General features: G+C 57.5%; 29 protein-coding genes and 2 pseudogenes. 21 read left to right on the top strand and 10 right to left on the bottom strand.

Annotated elements, in window-relative coordinates; all coding sequences use genetic code 11:
• Nucleotides 1–15 precede the first annotated feature (15 nt).
• The 3 genes from AC07UI_RS15255 to AC07UI_RS15245 all read left to right on the top strand — a co-directional run bounded on the left by AC07UI_RS15255 (nucleotide 16) and on the right by AC07UI_RS15245 (nucleotide 2,454).
• Nucleotides 16–1,056 (top strand): FAD:protein FMN transferase, encoded by a 1,041-nt coding sequence (locus AC07UI_RS15255; RefSeq protein ID WP_494993265.1) that lies wholly within the window; start codon nucleotides 16–18, stop codon nucleotides 1,054–1,056.
• Between the two features lie 401 nt (nucleotides 1,057–1,457).
• Nucleotides 1,458–1,874, top strand: a complete 417-nt coding sequence (locus tag AC07UI_RS15250) for an acyl-CoA thioesterase (RefSeq protein ID WP_494993264.1) — start codon at nucleotides 1,458–1,460, stop codon at nucleotides 1,872–1,874.
• A gap of 190 nt (nucleotides 1,875–2,064) precedes the next feature.
• The gene (locus AC07UI_RS15245; protein WP_494993263.1) at nucleotides 2,065–2,454 is read left to right on the top strand and encodes a hypothetical protein; all 390 of its coding nucleotides are present in this window, start codon (nucleotides 2,065–2,067) and stop codon (nucleotides 2,452–2,454) included.
• A 137-nt stretch (nucleotides 2,455–2,591) separates the two neighbouring features.
• On the opposite strand, the gene AC07UI_RS15240 is transcribed toward AC07UI_RS15245, so the two are convergent.
• Complete coding sequence (locus AC07UI_RS15240) at nucleotides 2,592–3,338, bottom strand: carbonic anhydrase (protein ID WP_494993262.1); 747 nt, start codon at nucleotides 3,336–3,338, stop codon at nucleotides 2,592–2,594.
• Between the two features lie 578 nt (nucleotides 3,339–3,916).
• Here AC07UI_RS15240 and AC07UI_RS15235 point away from each other — a divergent pair.
• On the top strand, nucleotides 3,917–4,087 hold the full coding sequence (locus AC07UI_RS15235; protein WP_494993261.1) for a hypothetical protein: 171 nt from the start codon (nucleotides 3,917–3,919) through the stop codon (nucleotides 4,085–4,087).
• 59 nt (nucleotides 4,088–4,146) lie between these two features.
• Here the strand turns inward: AC07UI_RS15235 and AC07UI_RS15230 are convergent, their stop codons facing one another.
• Together AC07UI_RS15230 and AC07UI_RS15225 are read right to left on the bottom strand one after the other, a co-directional pair.
• Entirely contained in the window at nucleotides 4,147–4,353 is a 207-nt protein-coding gene (locus AC07UI_RS15230) for a hypothetical protein (protein ID WP_494993260.1), read from the bottom strand.
• 115 nt (nucleotides 4,354–4,468) lie between these two features.
• Nucleotides 4,469–4,675, bottom strand: coding sequence for a hypothetical protein (locus tag AC07UI_RS15225; RefSeq protein ID WP_494993259.1), 207 nt, complete (start codon nucleotides 4,673–4,675; stop codon nucleotides 4,469–4,471).
• A 403-nt stretch (nucleotides 4,676–5,078) separates the two neighbouring features.
• Between AC07UI_RS15225 and AC07UI_RS15220 the strand changes: the two genes are divergently transcribed.
• From AC07UI_RS15220 to AC07UI_RS15205, 4 genes and pseudogenes are all read left to right on the top strand, one after another.
• On the top strand, nucleotides 5,079–5,393 hold the full coding sequence (locus tag AC07UI_RS15220; protein WP_494993258.1) for a hypothetical protein: 315 nt from the start codon (nucleotides 5,079–5,081) through the stop codon (nucleotides 5,391–5,393).
• A gap of 471 nt (nucleotides 5,394–5,864) precedes the next feature.
• A complete protein-coding gene (lpxO, locus tag AC07UI_RS15215; RefSeq protein WP_494993257.1) occupies nucleotides 5,865–6,764 on the top strand; it encodes a lipid A hydroxylase LpxO in 900 nt (299 codons plus the stop codon).
• A gap of 194 nt (nucleotides 6,765–6,958) precedes the next feature.
• On the top strand, nucleotides 6,959–7,339 hold the full coding sequence (locus AC07UI_RS15210; protein ID WP_494993256.1) for a hypothetical protein: 381 nt from the start codon (nucleotides 6,959–6,961) through the stop codon (nucleotides 7,337–7,339).
• A gap of 78 nt (nucleotides 7,340–7,417) precedes the next feature.
• A pseudogene (locus tag AC07UI_RS15205) lies at nucleotides 7,418–7,561 on the top strand (hypothetical protein); the annotation flags it as partial.
• Here AC07UI_RS15205 and AC07UI_RS15200 read toward each other — a convergent pair.
• Entirely contained in the window at nucleotides 7,536–7,862 is a 327-nt protein-coding gene (locus AC07UI_RS15200) for a DUF2834 domain-containing protein (protein WP_494993255.1), read from the bottom strand. The pseudogene AC07UI_RS15205 and the gene AC07UI_RS15200 sit on opposite strands and share 26 nt — an antisense overlap.
• A gap of 292 nt (nucleotides 7,863–8,154) precedes the next feature.
• Here AC07UI_RS15200 and ilvA point away from each other — a divergent pair.
• Both ilvA and AC07UI_RS15190 read left to right on the top strand, forming a co-directional pair.
• Nucleotides 8,155–9,123: pseudogene (gene ilvA, locus AC07UI_RS15195) on the top strand (threonine ammonia-lyase, biosynthetic); the annotation flags it as partial.
• 294 nt (nucleotides 9,124–9,417) lie between these two features.
• Complete coding sequence (locus AC07UI_RS15190; protein ID WP_494993254.1) at nucleotides 9,418–9,690, top strand: DUF1652 domain-containing protein; 273 nt, start codon at nucleotides 9,418–9,420, stop codon at nucleotides 9,688–9,690.
• On the opposite strand, the gene AC07UI_RS15185 is transcribed toward AC07UI_RS15190, so the two are convergent.
• Together AC07UI_RS15185 and AC07UI_RS15180 are read right to left on the bottom strand one after the other, a co-directional pair.
• Nucleotides 9,687–10,085 carry a hypothetical protein gene (locus AC07UI_RS15185; protein ID WP_494993253.1) on the bottom strand — a complete coding sequence of 133 codons (399 nt, stop codon included), beginning with the start codon at nucleotides 10,083–10,085 and terminating at the stop codon, nucleotides 9,687–9,689. The two genes, AC07UI_RS15190 and AC07UI_RS15185, sit on opposite strands and share 4 nt — an antisense overlap.
• A gap of 119 nt (nucleotides 10,086–10,204) precedes the next feature.
• Nucleotides 10,205–10,474, bottom strand: coding sequence for a DUF2790 domain-containing protein (locus tag AC07UI_RS15180; RefSeq protein ID WP_494993252.1), 270 nt, complete (start codon nucleotides 10,472–10,474; stop codon nucleotides 10,205–10,207).
• 289 nt (nucleotides 10,475–10,763) lie between these two features.
• Between AC07UI_RS15180 and AC07UI_RS15175 the strand changes: the two genes are divergently transcribed.
• Nucleotides 10,764–12,410: a phospholipase D-like domain-containing protein gene (locus AC07UI_RS15175; protein ID WP_494993251.1), complete on the top strand. Its 1,647-nt coding sequence runs from the start codon at nucleotides 10,764–10,766 to the stop codon at nucleotides 12,408–12,410.
• A 33-nt stretch (nucleotides 12,411–12,443) separates the two neighbouring features.
• Here the strand turns inward: AC07UI_RS15175 and AC07UI_RS15170 are convergent, their stop codons facing one another.
• A complete protein-coding gene (locus AC07UI_RS15170; RefSeq protein WP_494993250.1) occupies nucleotides 12,444–13,667 on the bottom strand; it encodes an NADH:flavin oxidoreductase/NADH oxidase family protein in 1,224 nt (407 codons plus the stop codon).
• 77 nt (nucleotides 13,668–13,744) lie between these two features.
• Between AC07UI_RS15170 and AC07UI_RS15165 the strand changes: the two genes are divergently transcribed.
• The gene (locus AC07UI_RS15165; RefSeq protein ID WP_494993249.1) at nucleotides 13,745–14,155 is read left to right on the top strand and encodes a MerR family transcriptional regulator; all 411 of its coding nucleotides are present in this window, start codon (nucleotides 13,745–13,747) and stop codon (nucleotides 14,153–14,155) included.
• Between the two features lie 43 nt (nucleotides 14,156–14,198).
• On the opposite strand, the gene AC07UI_RS15160 is transcribed toward AC07UI_RS15165, so the two are convergent.
• Together AC07UI_RS15160 and AC07UI_RS15155 are read right to left on the bottom strand one after the other, a co-directional pair.
• Nucleotides 14,199–15,737: an MFS transporter gene (locus tag AC07UI_RS15160; protein WP_494993248.1), complete on the bottom strand. Its 1,539-nt coding sequence runs from the start codon at nucleotides 15,735–15,737 to the stop codon at nucleotides 14,199–14,201.
• Nucleotides 15,734–15,877 carry a hypothetical protein gene (locus tag AC07UI_RS15155; protein WP_494993247.1) on the bottom strand — a complete coding sequence of 48 codons (144 nt, stop codon included), beginning with the start codon at nucleotides 15,875–15,877 and terminating at the stop codon, nucleotides 15,734–15,736. The genes AC07UI_RS15160 and AC07UI_RS15155 overlap by 4 nt, the downstream gene beginning before the upstream one ends.
• Nucleotides 15,878–15,980: 103 nt before the next feature.
• Between AC07UI_RS15155 and AC07UI_RS15150 the strand changes: the two genes are divergently transcribed.
• Nucleotides 15,981–16,856, top strand: a complete 876-nt coding sequence (locus AC07UI_RS15150; protein ID WP_494993246.1) for a LysR family transcriptional regulator — start codon at nucleotides 15,981–15,983, stop codon at nucleotides 16,854–16,856.
• Nucleotides 16,857–16,879: 23 nt separating this feature from the next.
• Here the strand turns inward: AC07UI_RS15150 and AC07UI_RS15145 are convergent, their stop codons facing one another.
• Entirely contained in the window at nucleotides 16,880–17,956 is a 1,077-nt protein-coding gene (locus AC07UI_RS15145; RefSeq protein WP_494993369.1) for a GGDEF domain-containing protein, read from the bottom strand.
• Between the two features lie 350 nt (nucleotides 17,957–18,306).
• On the opposite strand from AC07UI_RS15145, the gene AC07UI_RS15140 reads away from it, so the two are divergent.
• The 8 genes from AC07UI_RS15140 to AC07UI_RS15105 all read left to right on the top strand — a co-directional run bounded on the left by AC07UI_RS15140 (nucleotide 18,307) and on the right by AC07UI_RS15105 (nucleotide 25,094).
• Nucleotides 18,307–19,155: a transporter substrate-binding protein gene (locus tag AC07UI_RS15140; protein WP_494993245.1), complete on the top strand. Its 849-nt coding sequence runs from the start codon at nucleotides 18,307–18,309 to the stop codon at nucleotides 19,153–19,155.
• A 195-nt stretch (nucleotides 19,156–19,350) separates the two neighbouring features.
• A complete protein-coding gene (locus AC07UI_RS15135; protein WP_494993244.1) occupies nucleotides 19,351–20,013 on the top strand; it encodes an amino acid ABC transporter permease in 663 nt (220 codons plus the stop codon).
• 8 nt (nucleotides 20,014–20,021) lie between these two features.
• Nucleotides 20,022–20,684 (top strand): amino acid ABC transporter permease, encoded by a 663-nt coding sequence (locus AC07UI_RS15130; RefSeq protein WP_494993243.1) that lies wholly within the window; start codon nucleotides 20,022–20,024, stop codon nucleotides 20,682–20,684.
• Nucleotides 20,681–21,493, top strand: coding sequence for an amino acid ABC transporter ATP-binding protein (locus AC07UI_RS15125; RefSeq protein WP_494993242.1), 813 nt, complete (start codon nucleotides 20,681–20,683; stop codon nucleotides 21,491–21,493). Before AC07UI_RS15130 ends, AC07UI_RS15125 begins: the two co-directional genes overlap by 4 nt.
• Before the next feature lie 40 nt (nucleotides 21,494–21,533).
• The gene (locus AC07UI_RS15120) at nucleotides 21,534–21,923 is read left to right on the top strand and encodes a RidA family protein (RefSeq protein ID WP_494993241.1); all 390 of its coding nucleotides are present in this window, start codon (nucleotides 21,534–21,536) and stop codon (nucleotides 21,921–21,923) included.
• 84 nt (nucleotides 21,924–22,007) lie between these two features.
• A complete protein-coding gene (locus AC07UI_RS15115) occupies nucleotides 22,008–22,772 on the top strand; it encodes an IclR family transcriptional regulator (protein ID WP_494993368.1) in 765 nt (254 codons plus the stop codon).
• Between the two features lie 39 nt (nucleotides 22,773–22,811).
• Nucleotides 22,812–24,029: an amino acid deaminase gene (locus AC07UI_RS15110; RefSeq protein ID WP_494993240.1), complete on the top strand. Its 1,218-nt coding sequence runs from the start codon at nucleotides 22,812–22,814 to the stop codon at nucleotides 24,027–24,029.
• 129 nt (nucleotides 24,030–24,158) lie between these two features.
• The gene (locus AC07UI_RS15105) at nucleotides 24,159–25,094 is read left to right on the top strand and encodes a sugar kinase (RefSeq protein WP_494993239.1); all 936 of its coding nucleotides are present in this window, start codon (nucleotides 24,159–24,161) and stop codon (nucleotides 25,092–25,094) included.
• Nucleotides 25,095–25,166: the final 72 nt, after the last annotated feature.

Raw genomic sequence — 25,166 nt, 5'->3', positions numbered from 1 at the left:
AATTCAGGAATATTGATGTGTAGCCCATTGAGTCATCATGTCAGGAAATGGAGTCTGATCATTGCGCTTGTCGCTCAGGCGGGTTGCGACACTGGTGACTCGCTGGAGCGAATCAGCGGCCCGACCATGGGCAGCACTTACACGGTTCAATACGTGCGGCGTCGAGCCTCGGGGGAAAACTCGCCCGAGCAGGTTCGGGTGCAGGTCGAGGCGATCCTGGCCGAGATCGATCGCACTTTTTCGACCTATCGTGGTGATTCGGATACCGAGCGCTTCAACGAGCTGCCAGCTAACAGCTGTCAGCCCATGCCGCCGCCGTTATTGAAGCTGGTCCGCTATGGCGAGCAGCTTTCGCAGCAAAGCGACGGCGCCTACGACCTGACCGTTGAGCCCTTGGTCAATCTCTGGGGTTTCGGTCCGCAGGCGCGTGAGGAGAAGGTCCCCCAGGCGCAGGCATTGGCGAGTGCTCGGCAAAGGGTGGGTTATCAGCACCTGCGTATCGAAGGCGAGCAGCTGTGCAAGGACGCGGCGGTCGAGCTCGATTTCAACAGCATTGCGCCGGGCTATGCGGTCGATCGCATTGCCGAGCGTCTGCAGGAACTGGGTATCAACAGCTTCCTGGCCGACGTCACCAGCGAGATCAAGGTAGTCGGGCGCAAGCCCGATGGAACGCCTTGGCGAGTGGCGCTGGAGGTTCCGCGGGACGACCGACAGGAGGCGCAACAGGTGCTGTCGTTCGATGGCTATGGCATTTCCACTTCGGGCGACTATCGCAATTATTTCGAGGAAAACGGCCGACGCTATTCGCACACCTTCGATGCGCGCACTGGCAGGCCCATTGAGCATGACCTGACAGCGGTCACGGTAATCGCTCCCTCAGTCATGATCGCCAATGGGCTATCGACTATGTTGCTGGCTCTCGGCCCGCAACAGGGGTGGGACTATGCTTTGCAGCATAAAATTGCAGCGTTTTTTGTGATTCGTGCCGACAAGGCCTTTGTCAGCCGGTCGACGCCGGCTTTCGAGCCATTCGTGGCGGGCGACAAAGGTCGCTGAAGGTTTTGTGGCGATTGATTGACGATGCAGGTTCTGTTGACGGAAGCCCGGCGCTAGAATTTTGCGTTTGCGGCTGACAAGAGTCCCCGAGTCGCCCTGGCAGCCACATATGGGGGCTGCGTGGACCAATAGCTGAAACATACTCAATGCGCAGGGGCAGCCCCCAATGCCAGTCAGTTAAGGAATTTCAGGTTCAGCACTGTCCCCCGTAGCAGCTGCCGAAGGCTGCGTCCGGCGGCGAAGCCGTCGCAAATCCTGCTTCCACGATTTGTCTGGAATACCGCAGTGACTGTTTTACGACTGCTGCGCAGCCGGACGCAGGCTTCGCCAGCTGCTACGGTTCGCGTAATGTCTTAACTGACTGGCATTAGGGGCAGCCCCTCATTATCAAGGATTGATCTATGCCGAATCCGGTGCTTGTTAAAAGAAAGGTATTGTTCGGGGATTGTGACCCTGAGGGAGTAGTGTTTACTCCAAGGTTTTCATATTTTGTTGTGGAAGCCGTTCACGACGCACTGGGTGTCTGGCTTGAGGGGCCGGGGTTAAAAACTCTTTTAGGGTTTAATTTGCTACCTCCTGCGAGGGCATTGTCTTTAGAGTTTTTGCATCCGGTTACTTGGGATGACGAGCTGACTATGACGGTAAGTGTTTCGAATGTCGGGTTGCACTCTTTCTCATTTTCAGTTGAGGGGCGTATTGCGCCAGATGTGCTGGCGTTTACTGCGAACCTTACTCAAGTTTGTATCTCGCCGGGTACAAGAAAAGTTATCGAAGTCCCCGCGCAACTCAGAAAATTACTCCAGTGTTCAGAGGCGTAGTGAGTTGTGTGGGACAGGATTTGCATCAAGCATCGAATAGCCTGATTCAAGTATCCAGGTGTCAGGCTTCAGGCGGCCACCTGCTGCTCTTCCTGGCGCAGCGTCTGATGCCTCTGGGCACTGCGATGGCCTCCGGCGGGTATGGATGGTGCTAGATTGGAAGAGAGGGCACAAACCTAGGGGAAACAAGATGATCACTGACGCTCGGGATGCCGCGAAGTACGTTGAGTGCTATTCGTCTATCGAAAGCCCGCAAGCGCGGGAAGCGTTTTGCATGCTGGTTGGCGCGATTTGCGCAATGAAAGGGCATGACTGCGCCCCCAAGCCGCAGAGCGACTCAACGAGGTCCATTGGAATTTTTTCGGTCGCTGATGGCGACTGCCCCTTCAGCTTTGTGGCCTATCATAATTGGCTTCTATTTTATTTCCGGCTGCCAGCTTTCAAGGCTGGGCACTGTTCCGTTAAAACACTTTGCGCAGAGTTTGGCGAGGTCAATGACAAAGTTGATGGGGAATGGACCATCAAGTTGCGGTCCGTTGATGATGTTCGCCGTTTGCTACGGATAATAAATATTTCCTAGCCTGCCTCATCGCGGCTGCGGCCTGGTCCGGCGTCACGCTGAAGGCGGTGTCCTTCAATAGCGCGTCAAGGAGCTGCGGTTCGTGGGTATCGCGAGCATTGGATGATGCGTCTCTTGGTGAGACGCATCTACTCACGTCAGGCGATAAGCTCTACTTTGCCGGTAGCAAGGCGGTAGACGGCCCCTACGATTTTCAACTTGCCCTGCTTGAGTGCAACACTGAGCAGTGGCGAAGTAGTCTTGAGCTTATTGACCGAGTCTTTGACATTTTGCACGATGGCGTTGTCGAGAAGCGCGCCCGGCTCGTTGAGTACCTTTTCAATAGAGGGTCTAAGTGAATCGGCCAGCCCCTGGATGTGACCAGGGAATTTAATTTTATCCTTTATTGCCTTTACACCCGCATCAATGGCTCCACAGCCTTCATGCCCCAGCACCATAATGAATGGCGCTCCGAGTGATACGACAGCGTATTCAAGGCTGGCCAAACCTTCGTTCGTGACGAAGTTACCCGCGACGCGGACAGCGAAAAGGTCCCCCCGGGCAGTATCAAATGCGTATTCAGGAGCAATACGAGAGTCTGCGCAACTCAGTACCGCAGCGAATGGGTTCTGACCGGCGACCAACGCCTCGCGTTCTGCCTGGAAGTCATGCGTCTTGGAAGTTCCAGTCATATATCGTTGATTCCCGTCCATAAGCCTCTGCAGCGCCATCGTTGGGTTGATTGCGTTTTGTGGCTTTGGAATGGTTTGTTCGGCCGCCAGTGCAACCTTGCCCGGCAGGGCGCCAGCAAGGAGTAGAGCGCCTGCCCCGGCCCCTACGAGCCGAAGAAATCGACGACGATCAGTAGTGCCCGGTATTTGGGTTGGCTCACATGACTCACACATAGTCTTATGCCCTCAGAACGTTTAGATAGTAATAGTTCTCTATTGGAATCAATTACATTCAAGAACCTGAAGCGCTTCATCCTTCGAAGCTTAGGCTAGTGTGTGAATTGTTGTTATCGACTCTCTTGGCGACCCGGCGCTTCGGGCCGGATGCAGCTGAAAATTGTCAGCTTCCAGACTGCCGCATTCCAGAGGGCTGAGTATGCTGATTTTTTTCTGTTCGCAGGCGACCCACACCCTGTGCGCCTGGACAAATGCTTCGTCTGTAATGAGTCGTTCATGCTTTATCCCTGTTTTCGGTAATTGAATGGAGCATGACCCTGGTGATTTGATTTTCTGCCGTCATGGGTGCGCCTCGCCGGTGAATCATTGATCTACTTCGTGGTCGTATCTCTTGTTGATTGCTCGTTTGATTAAAACTGATGGGCAGCGATAACTTTTCTCCATAGCTCTGACCCTTGCTTTTTAGGACGTTCAAATGAAACGAACAGCGATAATGATCTTGGCCATATCAGGTTCCCTCCTGTTGGGAGGATGCTGGCCGTACTGGGAGGATGGAGGAGGGTACGGTCGAGAGCATGACCGAGGTCGTGATTATGGTCGTGAACATGACCGTGGCTATGATCGGGGTCGCGGCGATGATCAGGGGGAAGACCGAGGATATTATCGTCACGGCGATAATGAGGAATATCGTCGTCACCGCGATCATGATCGTGACCATGATCGCGGAGAGCAGGACTAGCGTTTGAAAACTACTCCAGCAGAACGGGTAAATTCCGTTCTGCTGTGCAGCCATTAGTGGCGGCTGTCAAGGTTTGCCGTCATTAACCGGTCCGGCGTTACGCCGGTCTCTACCAGAAGAGTTCCCGGTGTCCAGAAGCCTTCTCTCCAGCAACACATTTTGAAGTGCTTGGCGGGCGGAAGGATCCAGCTGATGTTCTCTCTCCTTCAGCTCCAGCAAGATTGGGCTAGACCAAGTGCGATAGGTCTGCTCGGCAGTGCGAATTGAGCTCATATATCTCCTCCTGACCAAGTGACAGCTAATGAAACGGCACGGTTCCATGTCGCGGAAACCCTAGTAGAGAAACCTGTTTGTCGCCAGCTACCAGCGCGAGTCTGATTTTCGGCGCTTATTCGGCGTTCATCCTGGCCAGTCCCTGTCTGATGTAGCCCACATTTGCGCCAATGGTTTCAAGTGAGCCTCGAATATTTTCGCCTACCACTGTCGACCCGCGCTGCTCTACCCATAGGGCGAGCTCCATGAGCGCGGCCTCGAGTGCGAGCTGGTTTTCGTACATTTTTTCAAGGACGCTTGGGAGGGGGTAATTGTCAGGCATGGCTCGATTCCGTTCGATTAGTTGAAAACTGTCGCGGGTGCTGCCCATGAATCCTACATCGTGGATTCCGCTAAGACACTCAAAAATTGTATTGACTCGTCCCTGGATAAAGCCTGGGAAGTTAGCGTTAAAGGCGTCGATCAATATTTGTTTTTTAATGGCGCGATATCGTGGATTTTTTTTGTAAGCTAATCGCTATTTCAAATGTAGGACTGGGGTTGAAGAAAGCAGAAAACAAGTAATTCAAGAGTGGGGAGATATTCGTCGTGAGCGGTTTGTGCAGTGGTGGACAACGTCTGGGTATGAGCCGGGTTGAAATCTCTCCTCAAGGAGCAGGGGTCTTGATCAATGGGGTGAATGTGACGAACAAACCTCGGTTTTAGCCCGAAATTAAACATGGTCAATGCATCCGAAAGCTGCAAATGAAGCCCATGCTGCTGCACCTCCCAATGCGAAACAGTTAAAGGGAAATGAGATGGGTGGAGTTTTGATAGGTTGCGAACATTCTGGCGTTACGAGTACAGGCTATCCGTTTTCGGAAACTCTCCATCAGGAGGGTACGTCGATAATAAAGATTTCAGGTCAGGATCCGCAAAATGGTTATTGGAAAATTGCCGGAAATGTTATCTGCGTTACGTATCCAAAGTACGGCAAGGAGTGTAATAGCGTGCGTGCTGATGGTGTTTCAATTGGGTTGGTGGATAAAAAAAGAATATGACAAACAATAATTTCAGCATGCACTGACCTACAAAATGCCGAGGACGAAAAAAAGCCCGCATGCGGGCGGGCCAAGGGAATGCTTGAAATGGATGAGTGAAGTTTATGGCGCTGAATGTGATGGGGGCGTGAAAGGTTTGTCGCCGAAATGAAAATGCTGGTGTCGGCGCGCTTGCGGATGACGCCGCCGAACGTCATGTCAGATTGATGGCATCGATGAGCGGATTGCGCTGAATCAAGATAATGGCTTTTTGGCACAGCGGCAGGCATATTTTCACAATTGCGGTTAGCCTAAGGTTACAAACAGAGGCTAAAATGCCATCGTGCGGCCAGATGCAAATCACCGGCATTGAGCTCAGGGATACGCCGCCAGGACCCGCTGTTTCGATTATCAGACGCTGCGCATTTGTCCTTTGGCCCATCCGGCTTGTGCGGGACGCAGTATGTTTTTTTCTGACATGTGACCACTTCCGTGAAACTCATCATTGCCGCTATTTACGTTGTATCCATTGCGTATGTGCATCTGCGTGGTCGTGTACGCCACACATTGAGCCGTCAGTTGAGTGATCACTCGACGTTTCTGGCGCCGGTGAATTGTTTTCTCTACCTGTTCTCGAAGAAACCCAATCGTCCCTACCTCGATCCTGCCGACTTTCCTGACTTGAGCCCTTTGCAAGCGCACTGGGAAGAAATCCGCACCGAAGGCCAGAACCTGCTCAGAGCGGGGGAGATCAAGCGTTCGGACCAATACAACGACGTGGGTTTCAACTCCTTCTTCAAAACGGGCTGGAAGCGCTTCTACCTGAAGTGGTACGGCGACAGCCATCCTTCGGCAATGAAGCTTTGCCCACGCACCACTGAGCTGCTGCAAGGCATCGGCTCGGTCAAAGCCGCCATGTTTGCCGAGTTACCACCTGGCTCCAGGCTGGTACGCCACCGCGACCCGTATGCGGGTTCCTACCGCTACCACCTGGGCCTGGAAACACCGAACGATCCGGGCTGCTACATCGAGGTAGACGGTGAACGCTATCACTGGCGCGACGGTGAAGCGGTGATGTTCGATGAGACGTACATTCACTACGCCGAGAACACCACGCAACAGAACCGTATTATTTTGTTCTGTGATGTGGAGCGTCCGATGAAGTACCGCTGGGCTGCTGCCTTTAACCGCTGGTTCAGCTACACCGTGATGTCAGCCGCCGGCTCGCCGAACGATGCCGGGGACAAGACCGGTGGTTTGAACCGTGCCTTTAACAGGCTGTACAAAATCCGCCTGCGCGGCAAGGAACTGAAAAAGCGCAACCGCACGCGTTACTACCTGGAAAAGTGGGCGATTTTCGGCGGGTTGTTGGCGATTTTCGTATTGATCTGAAGAGTCTCGTGTTCAGGTGGCCTGCGGGGCGCGGCAAAAGCCCCGTCGGTTACTGGCGCGGGCCGTTCGGCAGATCAGCGCTCCGGATAATGCGTGTTATATATTCCGCGGAACTATTTTGTTAACAAATCCGAATCCAGCGCGTAGCGTGTTATTGAAGGTAATGTCTCTATACACATAGATAGAGGTGCCCGATGAACAGGCTAGTGCTTGGCTTCACTGCGCTGGCATTGAGTGGCTTGCTGAGCAGCCTGGCCCAGGCTCGGCCTGAAGCATCCGCGTCTCACAACGCCTCGCCCCAGGCGATACTCCTTGCCCAGAACCTGCCAGGCAGTAGCAACGACAATCCTTACAACAACCCGATCCGCCGAGCCAATCCCAACAGCATGCAAGGCACGCAGCCGAGCGCCCCAGCCTTTCGTGGACCGAACACTGTGCCGGTGCCACGCTCGCCGACCCTGGAAAATGGCGGAATCGGCAACGGTTATCCACGCAAGGACCCTGCGCCGGGCTCGGTAAAACCGTCGATCCAGTCCAACACGCCCCCCAGAGACTCGAACGACAGCAATCGTTGAACCGAGTGTCGCGATGCTGGAAGATGCGCTTGTGCAGGCGTAACGCCTGGGCCCTGCACTGGTGCTGAAGATTGCCGAAAAGTGCTGGTGATCGAGGTCAACGACAACCCGAACATGGACGCCGGCATTGAAGACGCCTACTTGCAGGACGATCTGTATTCATTAGTGCTTGAAGCGTTCGGCCGGCGCCTTGAACTCAAGCGCCGCGGGCAGAGCTGGTGAATCGCCGAAGCCCCTGCACCACCAGGTACAGCAATGGCCCGACGGAAACAAAGACTGCGGTGATCAGCAGATAAGGAAGCACCGAAAGCGCCGACTGACCGCGACTTCGCGCATCCTTGTACATCCAGACACAAGCCAGTATGGCCAGCAGATAGAGGTCGATCACCACTTGCGCGGTATCCGGGCGGGACATCAGGCTGATGCCAAAGTCGATCAGTGACTGTTCGGCCTGCAGCATGACCGATACGGTGTAGCCGGCGAAGGCGATAAGGGCAATCAAAGGCAGTGCGACAGACTTCATGTTTTCCTTCCTTGGGTAGATGAACAGGATTCGAAGATGACAGGATCCATCTATACGCTCAACCGAATTGGCCATTGACTTGCCATTAACGCCCGGCTACTTTCGAGCCATGACTTCAACCGTATTGCGTTCCCAGCCAAGCATTATTACCGCCATTCCTTATTTGGCGGGTTAGCTGACGGCTGCACCCAACCCGCCCTAGAGGCGGGTTTTCTCTATCTGTCTCCGGGGTCTCGAATAAAGCCAGGAGACGTCCATGAGCACCCGCCAGAGCAGCCCCGCCGAGCAGTCGTTGCTAGAGCACTACGTGAAAAAGATCCTCGCCGCGCCGGTCTACGACCTGGCGGTGCGTACGCCTTTGCAACCGGCCCCGGCGCTGTCCGAATCGCTGGGCAACCAGATCCTGCTCAAACGCGAAGATTTGCAGCCGACCTTTTCCTTCAAGATCCGCGGCGCCTACAACAAGCTGGTGCAGCTAAGCGATAGGCAAAAGGCTTTGGGAGTCATCACCGCCTCGGCAGGCAATCACGCACAGGGTGTGGCGCTGGCGGCTCGGGAGCTGGGGATCAAGGCGACCATCGTGATGCCGTGTTCCACGCCTGAACTGAAAGTTCTCGGCGTTCGCACGCGCGGCGCTCAAGCGCTGTTGCACGGAGAAAGCTTTCCGTTCGCCTTGGCCCATGCATTGCGCCTGGCGGAGGAAATGGGTTGCACCTTCGTCTCACCCTTCGACGACCCCGACGTGATCGCGGGCCAAGGGACGGTGGCCATGGAGATTTTGCGCCAACACCCCGGGCCGCTGGATGCGATCTTCGTTCCGGTGGGCGGTGGCGGTCTGATCGCCGGCATCGCGGTCTACGTCAAATACCTGCAGCCGCAGATCAAGATCATTGGCGTCGAATCGGAACACTCCAATTGCTTGCAGGCCGCCCTGCAAGCCGGGGAGCGGGTCGTGCTACCGCAAGTCGGGACCTTTGCCGATGGTGTAGCGGTCGCACAGATTGGTGCTTATGGCTATGAGATCTGTCGACTGCATGTGGATGAGGTGCTCACTGTCAGCAATGATGAGCTCTGCGGGGCGATCAAGGATATCTACGACGACACCCGTTCAATCACCGAACCTTCCGGAGCCTTGGCCGTGGCGGGAATCAAGAAGTACGTGGCGCAAACCGGCGTACGCGGCCAGACCCTGGTGGCGATCGACTCGGGGGCCAACATCAACTTCGACAGCCTGCGGCATGTTGCCGAGCGCGCAGCACTGATTGGCGGGTCGGCATGAGGAGCATTTCGACGAAGAGCAAACCGATATGCTTCTTCAGACTAAAAACTCCTCGGCTAGACCAAACTGCAAATGCCCGGAGGCCAAATGGAGGCGTTTCAATTACAGATGAAAAAAGAGCTTACCGGGATCGGAAAAGCGGCCTAGTCTAGTGGGTGGCATTGCTTTTCAGGGTCGGTGGAGCGATGCAGGAAGCCATTCAAATGAGGTGGCTTGCGAGTACGCAAAGTACTGACTAACGCTGATTGGCAGTCCCACATAAAGGAGAAGGTCGTTATGTTTCTTTCTGCCTTGGAACTACGAAATATCATTGAAAGCAGTTTTCTACCCAAACGTTGCCAATGCACCTTGTCCCCGGATTTGTCGATGACGGTGAAGGTCTACGGCGACCACGAAACCGACCGCGTGGAATTGGTAGTCACAGGCATAAAAGCGGAGCGCCTTAATGGATGCCGCGAGATCAGCGATTTGCTCGCTGAGCTGCGCTATGACCTTGAGCACAACCCCGCTCACCAACCTGTCGTTGATTCAAGAGTGAAAACGCATTAACCGATAGTTTCTTCGCGCTCGACCGACAAGCGCTTGGTCTGGATGAACCCCAGACCAAGCGCGAGTTCGACCACCACCGGCAGCAAGATCCCGGGCCCGGCATGACCGTTGAGCCATTCGCCAAGCCCCAGCGTTGCCAAGCCGAAACATCCCACCACAAAACCTGTACTCAATGCTCTGCGCGTACTCGAAGGTGGCGCCCGTCGAGCCCGATAAAGCATCACGCCCAATGCCAGAAACAACACCGCGGTACGCCTGGACACCAGACCGGTCGCGCTGGAGTACTCGACACTCCATATCGACAGCAGCTCATCCGGCCAAAAGCCCCACACAAACGCCAAGACGAAACTCAGCACAGCGGTGAAAGTAGCGAGAGTGCGAAAGGTGAACTGCATGGCGGACCTTGCGGCAGTAAGGGATGAGCGCAAGAATACCGCCTGACCGCTGCCAGGAACATCGCTCAATGGCCATCTCTCAGCTCAGGACAAACCAGCGCTGTACGGAGTGGCACCACTTAGCTCTGATATTGACAGGCATCCGACAGCTTGAGGTAGGTGATTTCCTCCAGTTTGCCCGCCGTATCGATGAACTTCATGTCCGCGGTCACTACTTTGCACTCCAGTGTTGACGGCTCAGACATGGAAACCACCTTGGCAATATCCAACGACATTCCGTAGTGATAAGGCACGGCTTGGACGGCAGTGTCGGTTGTGTCGGCCTGTACCGCACCGGCAGACGCAAAAAAGGCGAGGGCGCCTGCAACCAACAACGTACGACTGTTCATGAGAGTTCTCCTGAATGCTCTGAATCGCCAGTCCGACGTTAATGCGATGTCGAACACGCCGCGCAGAGCGTCAGAAATTTCTGCGCTAACGCGGTCCTGTCTACTTTTGGACTGCAGGATTAACCGATTATTAAGTAGGGAGCTAACAATTGGTGGGTTCTCAGTCTCCGTAAAAAGAAGCCAACGAATGTCCGGCTAAAGGGGCAGGTTGCGTTGACGTGCACCCAGCGTGTGGGCGCGCGCGCGAGGTCCGCTATGCTGTGGGGCAAACCAATCACAGGAGTGAACCATGCGTGTACTTGCCACCAACAGTCAGGATGATTTCCGCGTCAAAGCCTATGCCGGCACCAACGGGGTGTTACTGGCGATGGACCTCGCCGAATCCAGGCGCAAAGGATTACTGGGCTTTGCCATCGAGAAACAGCAGGACAACAAACCCTGGCTGTTTCTGTTCAATAGCCTGACCTTCCCCGGCAAGGCCCACACGCTCCCTGAGTACCAGGCCACACCAAGTGATATCGCGCCTCTGCAAAAATTTCGCTGGGCCGATTACGCCGTCAATCCAGGTGCAACCATCCACTACCGCGTTCATCTGGCCTACGGCAGCGTCGATGCGCCGCAACTGGGTGAGTCACTGGAAGTGACGGTCACCGCCGACAACGGCCAGCCGCTGGGTCAGAGGGTTATCTTCAACCGCGCCGTGGCGGCCAGTCAGGCGTTTTCACGCAAATTCGCCGATCTCGACGCGCTGCTCAGTGCCAACAAGAACCTGCCCATCGAAGCCTGGCCCGACGCGCCGCTCCAATGGCTGGAAAACGGGTTGCTGGAAGAGCTCCTTGGCTTTATCGAACGCGCCGTGGACGGTCAATGGGCGATGGACATCGCCATCTACGAATACCAGTTGCAGTCGATCATCGATGCGGTCAACGCCGCGTTCAGCCGTGGGGTGAAGGTTCGAGTGCTGTATCATGCGCAGCCGGGTGATAACGACACCACGATGAACGAAGCGAGCCTGGAAAAAATCCCTTCGGCGAATAAACGTGGTCGCGTCACTCACAATATCTTCCATGACAAATTCATTGTGCTCAGCCAGCTCGACCCGGCTGGAGAATACAAGCCTGAAGCGGTGCTCTGCGGCAGCACCAACTTTACCTCCAATGGTGTTTATCGTCAGGCTAACGTGGTGCATGTACTGGACGACGCTCGTGTGGCAGCCAGCTACCTGCAAGTGTTCGAGCAGATCTGGGCGGCACCGGCGGATGTCGGCGCCACCCGCCAATGGCTGACGCAAAACAACCCTATGGATCCGGCACAGCCATTGTTCGCCGGGTTTTCGCCGCGCTCTGGCGAGGGCGATCTGCATGAGTTCGTCGACATCATCAACGCAGCAAAGAAGGACGTATTGTTCGTCACCGCATTCGCGCTGCCGGACGAGATCCTCAATGCCTTGCTCGGTCAACCGCACGATGACGTGTTGCGCTTCGGTCTGCAGAACACTGCCAGCCGGATCACCGGTTTCCATGCCGACCGCACCGCAGAGTTTGCCGCCACGGCGCTGCTGAACACCGGTCTTGAAGGTTGGCTCAAGGAGGGTTTGAAAGGCCAGAAGGGCAACCTGCTGGTGCACACTAAAGCGATCATCAGCGACTTCACCAGCGATGCCCCGGTGATCATCAGCGGCAGCCACAACCTCAGCGTCGCCGCCAGTGACGGCAATGACGAAAACTTCCTGATCATGCGCGGCGATACCGACCTGGCCGATCGCTATGGGCTGGAACTGCTGCGTTTCTACGAGCATTACCGTTTTCGGTACTTTGCCAAACAACTGGCGCTCAAACAGGTCCAGCCTTTGGCGGTCGATGATAGCTGGAGTGATCCTTATTATCTGGAGGGCGATTTGCGGATGCTCTCGCGGTTGCGTTTCTCTGGACGCTAATGGCGTGTGCCGTAAAAGATCGCAGCAAAACCATTACTTGCCCATAGCCTTACGGTATTGGCGGGTGCGTCTGGAGATATACAACTGATCCAGAATCAACGCGAACAGCGCTGAAACCTTCGGTTTTGGTGCGCGGCCGCGGCTCAGGCGGTGCATCTGAAAGCGCACCATCGCCATCGTCGCGAGGGAAGCCATGGGTTTGCGTTTCCAGAGCACGGGTGGCAATTGGGGATGACTGTGCTGGCCGTTGCGCCATTGTTTTGGCAATTGCGGTTCCAGCGCCAGGGCAGTGGCAATCCCGGCCATGGCGATGCCGCTGTCCAGGACCTGCTGAACGATCGGTAAACGGCGGATGCCGCCGGTGACCATCACCGGCATTTTTGCCTGCGTCGCCAATTCACTGGCCATCTCCATGAAGTACGCCTCGCGAGCGAGTGTGCGACCGTCTCGGGCTTCGCCTTGCATGGCGGGCGCCTCATAACTGCCGCCGGACAACTCGAGCAAATCCACCGCAAGCGGGTTGAGCAACTCGATGACCTGGCGGGCATCGTCAGCATCGAAGCCACCTCGCTGGAAGTCGGCGGAGTTCAGCTTGACCGCCACACAAAACCCCGGCGAAACCCGTTGGCGAACGGCGTTGATTACCGCCACCAGCAGACGTGCGCGGTTCTCCAGCGAGCCGCCCCAGCGGTCGGTCCGCTGATTGCTCAGCGGCGAGAGAAACTGGCTGATCAGGTAGCCATGCGCGGCGTGAATCTGGACGCCGGTAAAACCAGCTTGCTCCGCGAGCCAGGCGCTGGTGGCGAAACGCTGGATCACTTCTTCAATATCGTCTTCGGTCATCGGCTTGGGCCGGGCGAACATTTTCGAGAACTGGCCCAGCTCCAGGGCGACAGCGGATGGTGCCCAGGCTTCTTGACCGAGATTGGCCATGGTCTGTCGACCGGGGTGGTTGAGCTGTACCCAGAAGTGCGCGCCCCTGGCCCGGCCGATAGCGGCCCATTGGCGGAATTTTTCCAGGTGACGATCATCTTCCAGCGCCACGCCGCCGGGGCCGGTCATCGCGCGACGGTCGATCATCACATTGCCGGTGAGTAGCAGGCCAGGCTCACCGTCGGCCCACGCCTGATACAGCCGTATCAAGGCTGGGGAGGGCGCCTGCTCGGTATCGGCGAGGTTCTCCTCCATCGCGGCTTTGGCAATGCGATTGCCGATCGTCTGACCGTTGGGCAAATTCAACGCTTGGAAGGGTGACATGCTTGACTCCTCATCGGTGGAGAGTAGAGGCTAAGCTTAAAGTTAACTTTAATGTCAAGCGTGCAAATGAGGCCTTTATGAAAATCGGTGAGTTGGCGCTACTGAGCGGGTTCGCCGCTTCGCGCATCAGGTTTTATGAGGCTCAGGGACTGATCCGTCAGGTCCACCGTCGAACCAATGGTTATCGCGAATATCCACCCCAGGTGTTGCAGACGCTGAAAATCATCCAGTGCGCGCAACAGGCAGGCTTCACCTTGCAGGAGCTCAAGCAGTTATTGCCGGGTGGTGTGCAGGGTGATTGGAATCGTGATGAGTTGCTCGCCAGTCTGGAAAGCAAGGTCGAGCAGATTGAAGAGATGCAACGGCACCTGGCCCAGAGCAAGGCCAAGCTGTTGGGCGTCATCGATACCATCAGGGTGCGGCCAGACGGCATGCCCTGTGATGAAAATGCCGAGCGGGTGTTGGCATCGCTCAAGGGCCCTCAGTAACCTGTGGCAAGGGAGCAAGCTCCATCGCCACCCCCGTTTCGGTTTACTCAACACCCAGGGAAAAAGACCGAGGCTTTGGAGTCGGATTACGCATTAGCGTGCCGACCACCAGCGCCGCCAGCAGCGCCAGCAAACCCGCGACCCACAGCACCACGCTGAAGCCGCCGACAAAGGCCTGGCGGGCCAGTGGCTCGACGGCCGGACGTGCCGACTCCGGCAGTTGGCTCAATGCCGCAGGCATGTCGCCGGCCACCACTCGTGAGGCGATGCTCTGCGCTTGCCCGAGCCACTGCGACGCTTCAATCGTCAGGCTGCCTTGCAGCAACTGTTGGGTATGGCTGGTCAGCAGTGCACCGAATACCCCGATGGCCAGCATGATCGCGCTGAAGCGCATGGTGGTGCTCATGCCCGAAGCCATGCCGGAGCGATCCCGAGGCACACAGGCCATGATGTTTTTCTGCGTATCACCGTTGAGCAGGCCGGCACCGGCACCGGTCACGGCAATCGCCAGGGCAAAGCTCAGGTAGCCACCGTGGTTGACTGCCCAGGCGCTGAGCAGGTTGCCGCTACCCACCAGGGTCAAGCCGGCAGCCATCAGCGTGGCAGGGGCGAAGCGCGTCGCCAGGCGTGCGCCAATGCGTGGGCAAATCAGCATCGTCAACGCGAACGGCAACATGCCCAGCCCGGAAGCGATCGCCGAGAAGCCCAAACCGTTCTGCAGGTAAAACGGCAGTAGGGTCATCATCACTTGCGCGCAACCGGCATAGGCGAACATCCCCAGCAGCGCACCGATAAAACGCGGATGCCTGAACAGTTGCAGATCAACCATGGGCCGTTGTTGCAGCCGTTCGATTACCACGAACATGCCGAGCAACAGTGCGCCACCGAGCAATCGGGCATAGGTCATCGGGTTGCTCCAGCCGACCCGGTTGGCTTCAATCAACCCCCAGATCAGACACAGCAGGCTGGCGCTGAAAGCCAGACTGCCCCAGGGATCGAGGCGTGCAGCCCCGGTATCTCGAGACTCCGGCACGGCGCGCCAGACCATGGTTATCAACAGCAAACCCACCGGCAGGTTGAGGTAAAAAATCCAGCGCCAGCCGATGAGCCCGGTGATCAAGCCGCCGATGGTCGGCGCTGCAGTCATCGCGACCCCCATACACATTCCCCAGAACGCCCAGGCGTTGGCCCGTTCCACCTCGTCGTGAAAGGTGTGGCCAATGGAGGCCAGGGCTGAGGTCAGCAGCAGTGCCGCACCGACGCCTTTGACTGCGCGGGCGATGTCGAGGAACAGCGCAGTGGGCGCCGCGCCGCAACCGATGGAGGCGAGGATGAAAATTCCCAAGCCACAGAGCAGGGTTTTCTTGCGCCCAAAGCGATCGGCGATACTTCCGGCGGGCAACAGCAACGCGGCGAAGGCCAGCATGTAAGCACTGACCACCCATTCGATGTCGACAAAATTCGCGCCCAGATCCCGGGCGATACTCGGCAAGGTGACAGCGACGATATTGGTGTCGAGCACGATCAGCGAGCAGACCCCGGAAGCGGTCAACAGCGTAAGGCGCGGGCTGACTCGGCTCATGGCGTCACCAGCCCTGGTACCGCGATCTTGTCATTAATCAGGATTGCTTTTCGGGCAATGCTTTGCGACTGCTCGGCGGCGAGCGCTGTTTTCAGGCTGAAACAGGTGGTCGGCACCAACGCAAGAGGTTTGACGCGCATGGCTTGAGCTTTCTACTGTGGAGGTTCGGCCAGCTTATCCCGCGTTCTACGGTGCTCTATTAGCTGAAGACGAGCTTTTCATTACCTTTGAGCTAATCAAGTTATGGATATACGCCATTTTCGCTACTTTCTAGCCGTTGCCCGGCAGCGCAATTTCACCCGTGCCGCAGAGCAACTGGGCATCGCGCCGCCGACCTTGACTCGACAGATTCAGGACATGGAAAGCGCGCTGGGGACTCGATTGTTCCTGCGTCAGCAGCGCGAGGTCAGTCTCACCGAAGCCGGCGCTGTCCTGGTGATCGAGGCCGAGGCGACGGTGCGTCAGTTCGAGTTGGCCCAGCACAGTGCCCAGCGGGCCGGGCGCGGTGAAATCGGTCATATCGAATTGGGTTATGTGGCGTCGGCGGTGTACTCAGGCTTGCTGCAAAAACAGGTACTGGGCTTTAGCCGTGAATACCCGGATGTCAGCCTGAGTGTGCGGGAAAGTCCGATGGCGGCGTTGCCGGGGTTAGTCGCTGACGGGCGTTTCGACATAGGCTACATCCGCTCGCCCATGACCTTGCCCCAGGAGCTGGAAGCGATTCACCTGAATGCCGAGGGCTTTGTTCTGGCGCTGACGGCCGAGTCCTGGTTGTGCCGTTTACAGGACATCACGCCTGAGCATTTGCAGAACCAGACGTTTATCCTCCCCGAGCAAATCAGCGGGACCTTGCAGGTCGCGGCGCAAGGCGGTTACGCGCCGCAATTGGGGCCGCAACCGGGCGGGCTGGTGGCGGTGATTGCGCTGGTGTCGTTGGGGCAGGGCGTGGCAGTGGTGCCCGAGTCGGTAGTCGGGCACATCAGCTTGCCGAACGTGGTGTACCGGCCAATCAAAGGCAGCGAGGCTGGCTCCTGGTTGTCGCTGATCCATCGCCGCTTCGAAAAGGCCCCGGCGGTGGCGCGTTATATCGAGCGGGTTAAAGGCAGTCCCGGTGGCTGAGGGACGCAAAGTACAGGCGGCATTCACTGATAAAACGTATACCGATCCTTGCCCGTATGCTTTGACTCATACAGCGCCCGATCGGCCTTGATCAGTGCCAGATTCAAGGTGTCGTGCTCTTCGACCCGCGCAAGGCCCATGCTGATGGTCACCGGGTGGCCGGTCGGTTCATCGCGCACCACGCGGCAAAGGTTCGCCGCCAGTGTTTCGACGTCTTCGCGACGTACACCGGACAGGTAGACTCCAAACTCTTCACCCCCCAGACGGGCGTACTCGAAGTCGGCCATCACGGTCTTGATGGCGGCGGCGACGCGCTTGAGCACTTCGTCACCGATGTCGTGGCCGTACAGGTCATTGACCTTCTTGAAGTTGTCGACATCAATCATGGCCAGATAGTGATCGCGTTGGCGCGGTCCATGTTCCAGTTGATTGTTGGCGGCGGCCATGAACGAGCGACGATTGGGGATGTCGGTCAGGGCATCGACGTAAGCCTGGTCGAGCAGAAGCTTCGACATGATGTAGTTGTGCAGCTTGGCCTGACGCAGTTTGAGGAAGGTATAAAGCGTCAGCGCGGTGAGAAACACCCCATAGAAAAACACCATGGTGCCCTTGAGTTCGAATACCGAGGTGTTGGTCATGAAGAACGGGTTGAGGACGACCCAGGTGAGCAGGGTGGCGCCGAAGAACGACCATCGATTCAATGGCAGCACCGAAGCACTGTAGAGAATGCTCGATGCCGCCAGGATCAGCCAGCCGGGGTGCAGGTCCATGGGCAGGCCCTCGATCACCAGGCGAACGCCGAGGGTTATCACCAGCACAAAGACCAGGTTGATCCACTGGAAGTGTCGGGCGTTACGGGTGAAGCCCAGGGTGATAGAGATGACCACCAGAGCGATGAGGAACATCATCGAGTAGACAGTGAACCCCTGACCGCCGCGCACGCTGACGATCAGGTCGAAGAGCAGCCAGATGGAAATGCTCGCCATGTAAATCAACACGCAAAAGCCGTGCAACCGTTCGAAATCATCCTGGGCGAATTCAGCCTTGAGGGCCGCGGGTGTAGATTGTTTGAGGACTTGCGCTTCAATGGTCTTGAGCATTGCTGGCCCAGGCTTTGCGGTGGTGGTCGAGAATCCGCTTGCTTCAGGGACGATAGCGCAACTCGAAGAGGGTTGTCGTGCGCTGACGTCTTCGGACCACTGCCCGCTTTTGACCTGCCTCGCCCTCATTTGTGGCCCCACTACCCGCGAGCTGTAGCCAACGGTAGCGTTCATTCTGTGTGCCTTTCGTGACACGTTCCGGGCACGTTCCCTCATCCCATTGATTCAAAACACTTTTCAATCCCTCCAGGATTTCTGGCACAGGCTATGGCACACTTTCTGCTGTCTATTCCGTTGTTACATACCAAGTTCCGGTATAACGGAATACACATCACCCAGGAGTGCTTGTCATGCATCACCGACCTTCCTTGTTTAAAGCGTGTGTTTTTCTCTTCGCTGCTGTGACGTCTGCTGTGGGTGTCGCGCAAGCGGCGGATAGCAAGCTCGATAGCGTGTTGAAGCGCGGGCATTTGATTGTGGGCACGGGCAGCACTAACGCGCCGTGGCATTTCCAGGGTGCGGACGGCAAGTTGCAGGGTTTTGATATCGATATCGCGCGGATGGTTGCCAAGGGTTTGTTCAATGACCCGAGCAAGGTCGAGTTCGTGGTGCAGTCCTCCGATGCGCGGATTCCGAACCTGCTGACCGACAAGGTCGACATGAGTTGCCAATTCATCACCGTAACCGCCAGCCGTGCGCAGCAAGTGGCATTCACCTTGCCGTACTACCGCGAAGGCGTCGGTCTGTTGCTGCCGGCCAACAGCAAGTACAAAGAGATCCAGGACCTGAAAGCGGCTGGCGACGGCGTAACCGTTGCGGTGCTGCAAAACGTGTACGCCGAAGAGCTGGTGCATCAGGCGCTGCCCAAGGCCAAGGTCGATCAGTACGACAGCGTCGATTTGATGTATCAGGCAGTGAACTCTGGCCGCGCCGACACGGCAGCCACCGATCAGTCGTCGGTCAAATACCTGATGGTGCAGAACCCCGGCCGCTATCGCAGCCCGGCTTACGCCTGGAGCCCACAGACCTATGCCTGCGCAGTCAAACGCGGCGATCAGGACTGGCTGAACTTCGTCAACACGACTTTGCATGAAGCCATGACCGGCGTTGAGTTCCCGACGTACGCGGCGTCCTTCAAGCAGTGGTTCGGTGTCGATCTGCCTACCCCGGAAATCGGTTTCCCCGTCGAATTCAAATGAAAACTACTGCGGGCTTCGCGCAAAATACTGCGTTGAAAACAGACTCGAAATGCTCATTGACTAGTCAAGTCGGGTGCGACCCCAGCCGTTTCTCGCCTGTTCTCGCCTTGTCTTTCCTTCGCTCGCTACGTTTCCAATTGTTTTAATGCGCAGCGGGGTGGCGCTGGTCGCGCCCCGCTCAAGGTACTGCTGACCATGAACTATCAGTTGAACTTTGCCGCCGTATGGCGTGATTTCGACACCTTGCTGGCGGGGCTCGGACTGGGCCTGGAGCTGGCGCTGGTGTCGATCGCCATCGGTTGTGTGATCGGCCTGATGATGGCGTTTGCTTTGTTATCCAGGCATCGCTCGCTACGGGCCATGGCGTCGGTGTATGTGACGGTCATCCGCAACACGCCGATTCTTGTGTTGATTCTGTTTATCTACTTTGCCTTGCCAGGTCTGGGTATTCGGCTGGACAAGGTCCCCTCGTTCATCATCACCCTGTCGCTGTACGCCGGGGCGTATCTGACCGAAGTGTTCCGCGCCGGATTGCTGAGTATTCCCAAGGGCCAGCGCGAAGCCGGGTTGGCGATCGGTTTGGGTGAGTGGCAAGTACGGGCCTACGTCACGGTGCCGGTGATGCTGCGCAATGTACTGCCGGCGCTGTCGAACAACTTCATTTCGCTGTTCAAGGACACCTCGCTGGCGGCAGCGATTGCCGTGCCGGAGCTGACCTATTACGCGCGCAAGATCAATGTCGAGAGCTACCGGGTCATCGAAACCTGGCTGGTGACCACTGCGCTCTATGTCGCTGCCTGTTACCTCATTGCCATGCTGCTGCGTTACCTGGAGCAGCGTCTGGCGATTCGTCGTTAGGAGGGCTCATGTACGAATCTCCAAGTTGGTTGCACGAGTTGTGGGTCGCTCGCGATACCTTGTGGTCGGGATTTTTGACCAGCGTTGAGTGTTCAGTGCTGGCGATTCTGCTCGGCACCTTGGTCGGCATCGTCGCCGGGCTGGTGCTGACCTACGGCAAGTTCTGGATGCGTGCGCCATTTCGCTTTTACGTCGACCTGATCCGCGGCACACCGGTGTTTGTCCTGGTGCTGGCTTGCTTCTATATGGCGCCGGCGCTGGGTTGGCAGATCGGTGCGTTTCAGGCCGGTGTTCTGGGCCTGACGCTGTTCTGCGGTTCCCATGTCGCCGAAATTGTGCGCGGCTCATTGCAAGCGTTGCCGCGCGGTCAGATGGAGGCGAGCAAGGCTATTGGCCTGACGTTTTACCAGTCTCTTGGCTACGTGCTGTTGCCTCAGGCACTGCGGCAGATCCTGCCGACCTGGGTCAATTCATCGACCGAGATCGTCAAGGCTTCGACCTTGCTGTCGGTGATTGGTGTGGCCGAGATGCTGCTCAGTACCCAGCAGATAATCGCCCGGACCTTCATGACCCTGGAGTTTTACCTGTTCGCCGGTTTTCTCTTTTTCATCATCAACTACGCCATCGAATTACTCGGCCGGCATATTGAAAAGCGGGTGGCTTTGCCATGACTCAAGCTCAAGTTTCGATTCAAACCCTGTCGAGCCCAAAAGAAGCCCAGGCCCTGCTGAGCATTCGCGGGCTGCACAAACAATATGGCCAGCTCGAGGTACTCAAGGGTGTTGACCTGGAAATGCAGCGCGGCAACGTGGTTACGCTGATCGGCTCCAGCGGCTCGGGCAAGACTACGCTGCTGCGTTGCGTGAACATGCTCGAAGAGTTTCAGGGCGGGCAGATCATGCTCGATGGCGAGTCCATCGGTTACGACGAGGTCAATGGCAAGCGCATACGGCATCCGGAAAGGGTCATTGCCCAGCATCGGGCCATGACCGGCATGGCGTTCCAGCAATTCAATCTGTTCCCGCACCTGAGCGCATTGCAGAACGTCACGCTTGGGCTGCTGAAGGTCAAAAAGCTGCCGAAGGATCAAGCGGTCGCGCTGGCTGAAAAGTGGCTGGAGCGCGTTGGCTTGCTGGATCGGCGCGACCACTATCCGGGCCAATTGTCCGGAGGTCAGCAACAGCGCGTGGCGATTGCCCGGGCGATTGCCATGAACCCGAGCCTGATGCTGTTCGACGAAGTGACCTCGGCCCTGGACCCGGAGTTGGTGGGTGAAGTGCTGAGTGTGATCAAGGGCCTGGCCGAGGACGGCATGACCATGTTGCTGGTCACCCACGAAATGCGCTTTGCCTTTGAAGTCTCGGACAAGATCGTTTTCATGAATCAGGGTCGCATCGAAGAGCAGGGGCCACCCAAAGAGTTGTTCGAGCACCCGCAATCGCCGCGACTGGCGGAATTCCTCAAGAACACTCGATTCTAGTTTTTATATTCAACTTGGTTTTTTAGCAGGAGAAACATCCATGAGCATCACTCGTTACGGCACCGGTAGCACCGCCGGTGGCGGCCAGCCACGTCCTTTCGCCCGCGCAGTCGAAGCCGATGGCTGGTTGTATGTGTCTGGCCAGGTCCCGGCGGTGGATGGCGAGATCATCATTGGCGGGATCATCGAGCAGACTCACCAGACCATGCGCAACTTGATCGCCATCCTCGAAGAGGCCGGTTATGGCCTGGAAGACGTGGTGCGTACCGGCGTATGGCTGGAAGATCCACGGGATTTCTGGAGTTTCAACAAGGTGTTTTCCGAGTACTTCGCCAGCGAACACGCCCCGGCGCGGGCCTGCGTGCAGGCGAACATGATGGTCGATTGCAAGGTTGAGATTGATTGCGTTGCGTACAAGAAAAAGGCCTGAACACTGATGATCGTTCCCACGCAGAGCGTGGGAACGATCATTGGCGGTAAACTCTCCGCCGAATTTGAATGGGAATCCACTGACATGACCGAAGACACCATCAAGCGCCGGGCTCGCGGGTTGGACCGGGCGTTCGATATCCTCGATTTCCTCAAGGAAATCGGCCAGCCACTGCGCCCCAACGATATCGCCAGCGGCATCGGCAGCCCGAAGTCCACCGTCTATGAACTGGTTGCATCCCTGCTCGAACGACGGATTCTCGAGCCGGTGGGCAAGGACGGTCATGTCTATCTGGGCCGCCAGCTGTACTTCCTCGGTCAGGCGCACTTACGTCATTTCGACCTGACCCGCGAGGCTGACCACGCCTTGCAGGAAATCGTCAGCCAGACCCGTGAGACCGCACAAATGTGCCTGCTCAACGGGCGCAAATACACGGTCGCGCTGATGAAAGAAGGTGAGCGGCATTTTCGGATTTCCTCGGACATCGGCGAGAACGCGCCGATCCCCTGGACCGCCTCCGGGCGTTTGCTGCTCAGCCATTTGAGCGATCAAGAGATTGTCGACCTGATCGATCACGACGACTTCATCCTGCCCGACGGTGAGCGCTTGCCGCTGGAAAACTTCCTCAAGGAAATTCGTCAGGCCGGCATCGATGGTTTCTTTTCCTTCGACAGTGTGGCCGACACCTTTACCCATTGCTTCGCCGCACCGGTGAAGGACGAGCGCGGCATTTGCATTGCGACCCTGTGCATCGTCGCCCCGCGGGCCGATGCCAAGAACAATTACAACGACTACCGCCGGGTGCTGATCGACAGCGCGAACAACCTGGCCCGTCGCATCAACGAATAGCAGCGGTTGCTCGCGGCCGCGTTTGTGAGGAGTTAGATCATGCCTTCTACCTTGAATATCGCTGCCGTGGAGAAGGGCGCCGCCCAGCCCGGTGTCAACCTGGTGCGCGACGTCAGCCTGCCGGCTCTGGTGCTGCACCGTGATGCGCTTGAGCACAACATTCGCTGGATGCAGGACTTTGTCAGCAACAGCGGCGCAGAGCTGGCACCCCACGGCAAAACCAGCATGACCCCGGCGCTGTTCCGTCGTCAGTTGGCGCAGGGCGCCTGGGGCATCACCCTGGCCACCGCCGTGCAGACCCGTGCGGCCTACGCCCATGGCGTGCGTCGGGTGCTGATGGCCAATCAATTGGTCGGCGCACCCAACATGGCGTTGATCGCCGAGTTGCTGGCCGATCCGCAGTTCGAATTTCACTGCATGGTCGATCACCCGGACAACGTCGCCGACCTCGGGGCGTATTTCGCCGAGCGCGGTGTGCGTCTGAACGTGATGATTGAATACGGCGTGGTTGGCGGCCGTTGCGGTTGCCGCAGCGAGCAGGAAGTGCTCGATCTGGCGAAGGCCATCAAGGCGCAACCGGCACTGGCCCTGACCGGCATCGAAGGTTACGAAGGGGTGATCCACGGCGATCAGGCCGTGAGCGGGATTCGTGAGTTTGCGGCCTCTTTGGTCCGCCTGGCGGTTGACCTGCAAGACAGTGGCGCCTTCGATATCGCCAAGCCGATCATCACCGCTTCCGGTTCTGCGTGGTATGACTTGATCGCCGAATCCTTTGAAGCGCAGAACGCCAGCGGACGTTTCCTCAGCGTGTTGCGCCCCGGCAGTTATGTGGCCCACGACCATGGCATCTACAAAGAAGCGCAATGCTGCGTGCTGGACCGTCGAAGTGACTTGCACGAAGGCTTGCGCCCGGCGCTGGAAGTCTGGGCCCACGTGCAATCATTGCCGGAGCCGGGTTTTGCGGTGATCGCTCTGGGCAAACGCGATGTGGCGTACGACGCCGGTTTGCCGGTACCGCTATTGCGATATCGGGCGGGTGTGGTACCCGCCAGGGGCGACGACGTCAGTGCCTGCAAGGTGACCGCGGTGATGGATCAGCATGCGTTTATGACTGTGGCTCCCGGTTGCGAATTGCGCGTGGGCGACATCATTTCCTTCGGCACCTCGCACCCGTGCCTGACCTTCGACAAGTGGCGCACCGGCTGTTTGGTGGATGAGCAGTTGAATGTCATCGAAAGCATGGAAACCTGTTTCTAAGGTTCAACACCGAGTCGCAGCCTTCGCGAGCAAGCTCGCTCCTACAGGAGATCACCTACCCCTGTAGGAGCGAGCTTGCTCGCGAAGGCTGCCTGCCAGACGCCGCAGAATCATCGGAGCTCTCCAAACATGAATACCATCAGCAATCTCGGCCCCAACCCTCCGCGCATTGCACTGATCGGCGAATGCATGATCGAGTTACAGCAGCGCGCTGACGGCAGTCTGCAGCAAAGCTTTGGTGGTGACACGCTGAATACTGCGGTCTATCTGTCTCGCGAATTGGGCGATGCGGCGACGGTGGATTACGTCACGGCCCTGGGGGATGACAGCTTCAGCGAGGCGATGTGCCAAAACTGGGCTAGCGAAGGTATTGGCCTGAGCATGGTCCAGCGCCTGCCGGGGCGCTTGCCCGGTTTGTATTGCATCCAGACCGATGCCCAGGGCGAGCGGCGCTTTCTCTATTGGCGTAACGAAGCGGCGGTGCGTGACTGCTTCACCACGCCTGCGGCCACGCCGATTCTGGCGGCATTGCCGGACTACGACGTGCTGTATTTCAGCGGTATCACCTTGGCGGTGCTCGGCGTGCAAGGACGAGAGAAGTTACTGGAGACCCTGATTGAAGCCCGGCAACAGGATGCGCGAATAGTCTTCGACAACAATTACCGGCCGCGCTTGTGGGCATCGGTCGAGGATGCGCAGACGGCGTATCGCAGGGTATTGCCGTATGTCGATCTGGCGTTGCTGACGCTCGATGACGAGCAGGCGCTGTTCCGGTTTTCCGATAGTGCAGCCGTGTTTGCCGCCTATGAGCAGATCGGCATCCCGGAAGTGGTGCTCAAGCGCGGCGCCGAGGCGTGTTTGATCCGTTGTGAAGGCGAGTATTTTGAAGTGCCGGCGCAGGTGGTCGAGCGGGTGGTGGACACTACGGCGGCGGGGGACTCGTTCAGTGCAGCGTATCTGGCCAGCCGGCTCGGCGGTGGTAGCCCGGTGCAGGCGGCAGAGGCTGGGCATCGGTTGGCGAGCCGGGTGATTCAAGTACCGGGGGCGCTAATCCCTAGAGAGTAGAACTCCGTCCGGTGGGGGGGGGGGGGGGACCCCCCCCCCCCACAACCTCCCCCCCCCCCCCCCCCCCCCAAC

Source organism: Pseudomonas sp. GW821-FHT04C07 (genome assembly GCF_059420325.1).
Note: the sequence above shows the minus strand (reverse complement) of the source record. Positions and strands in the feature narration are given on the sequence as shown.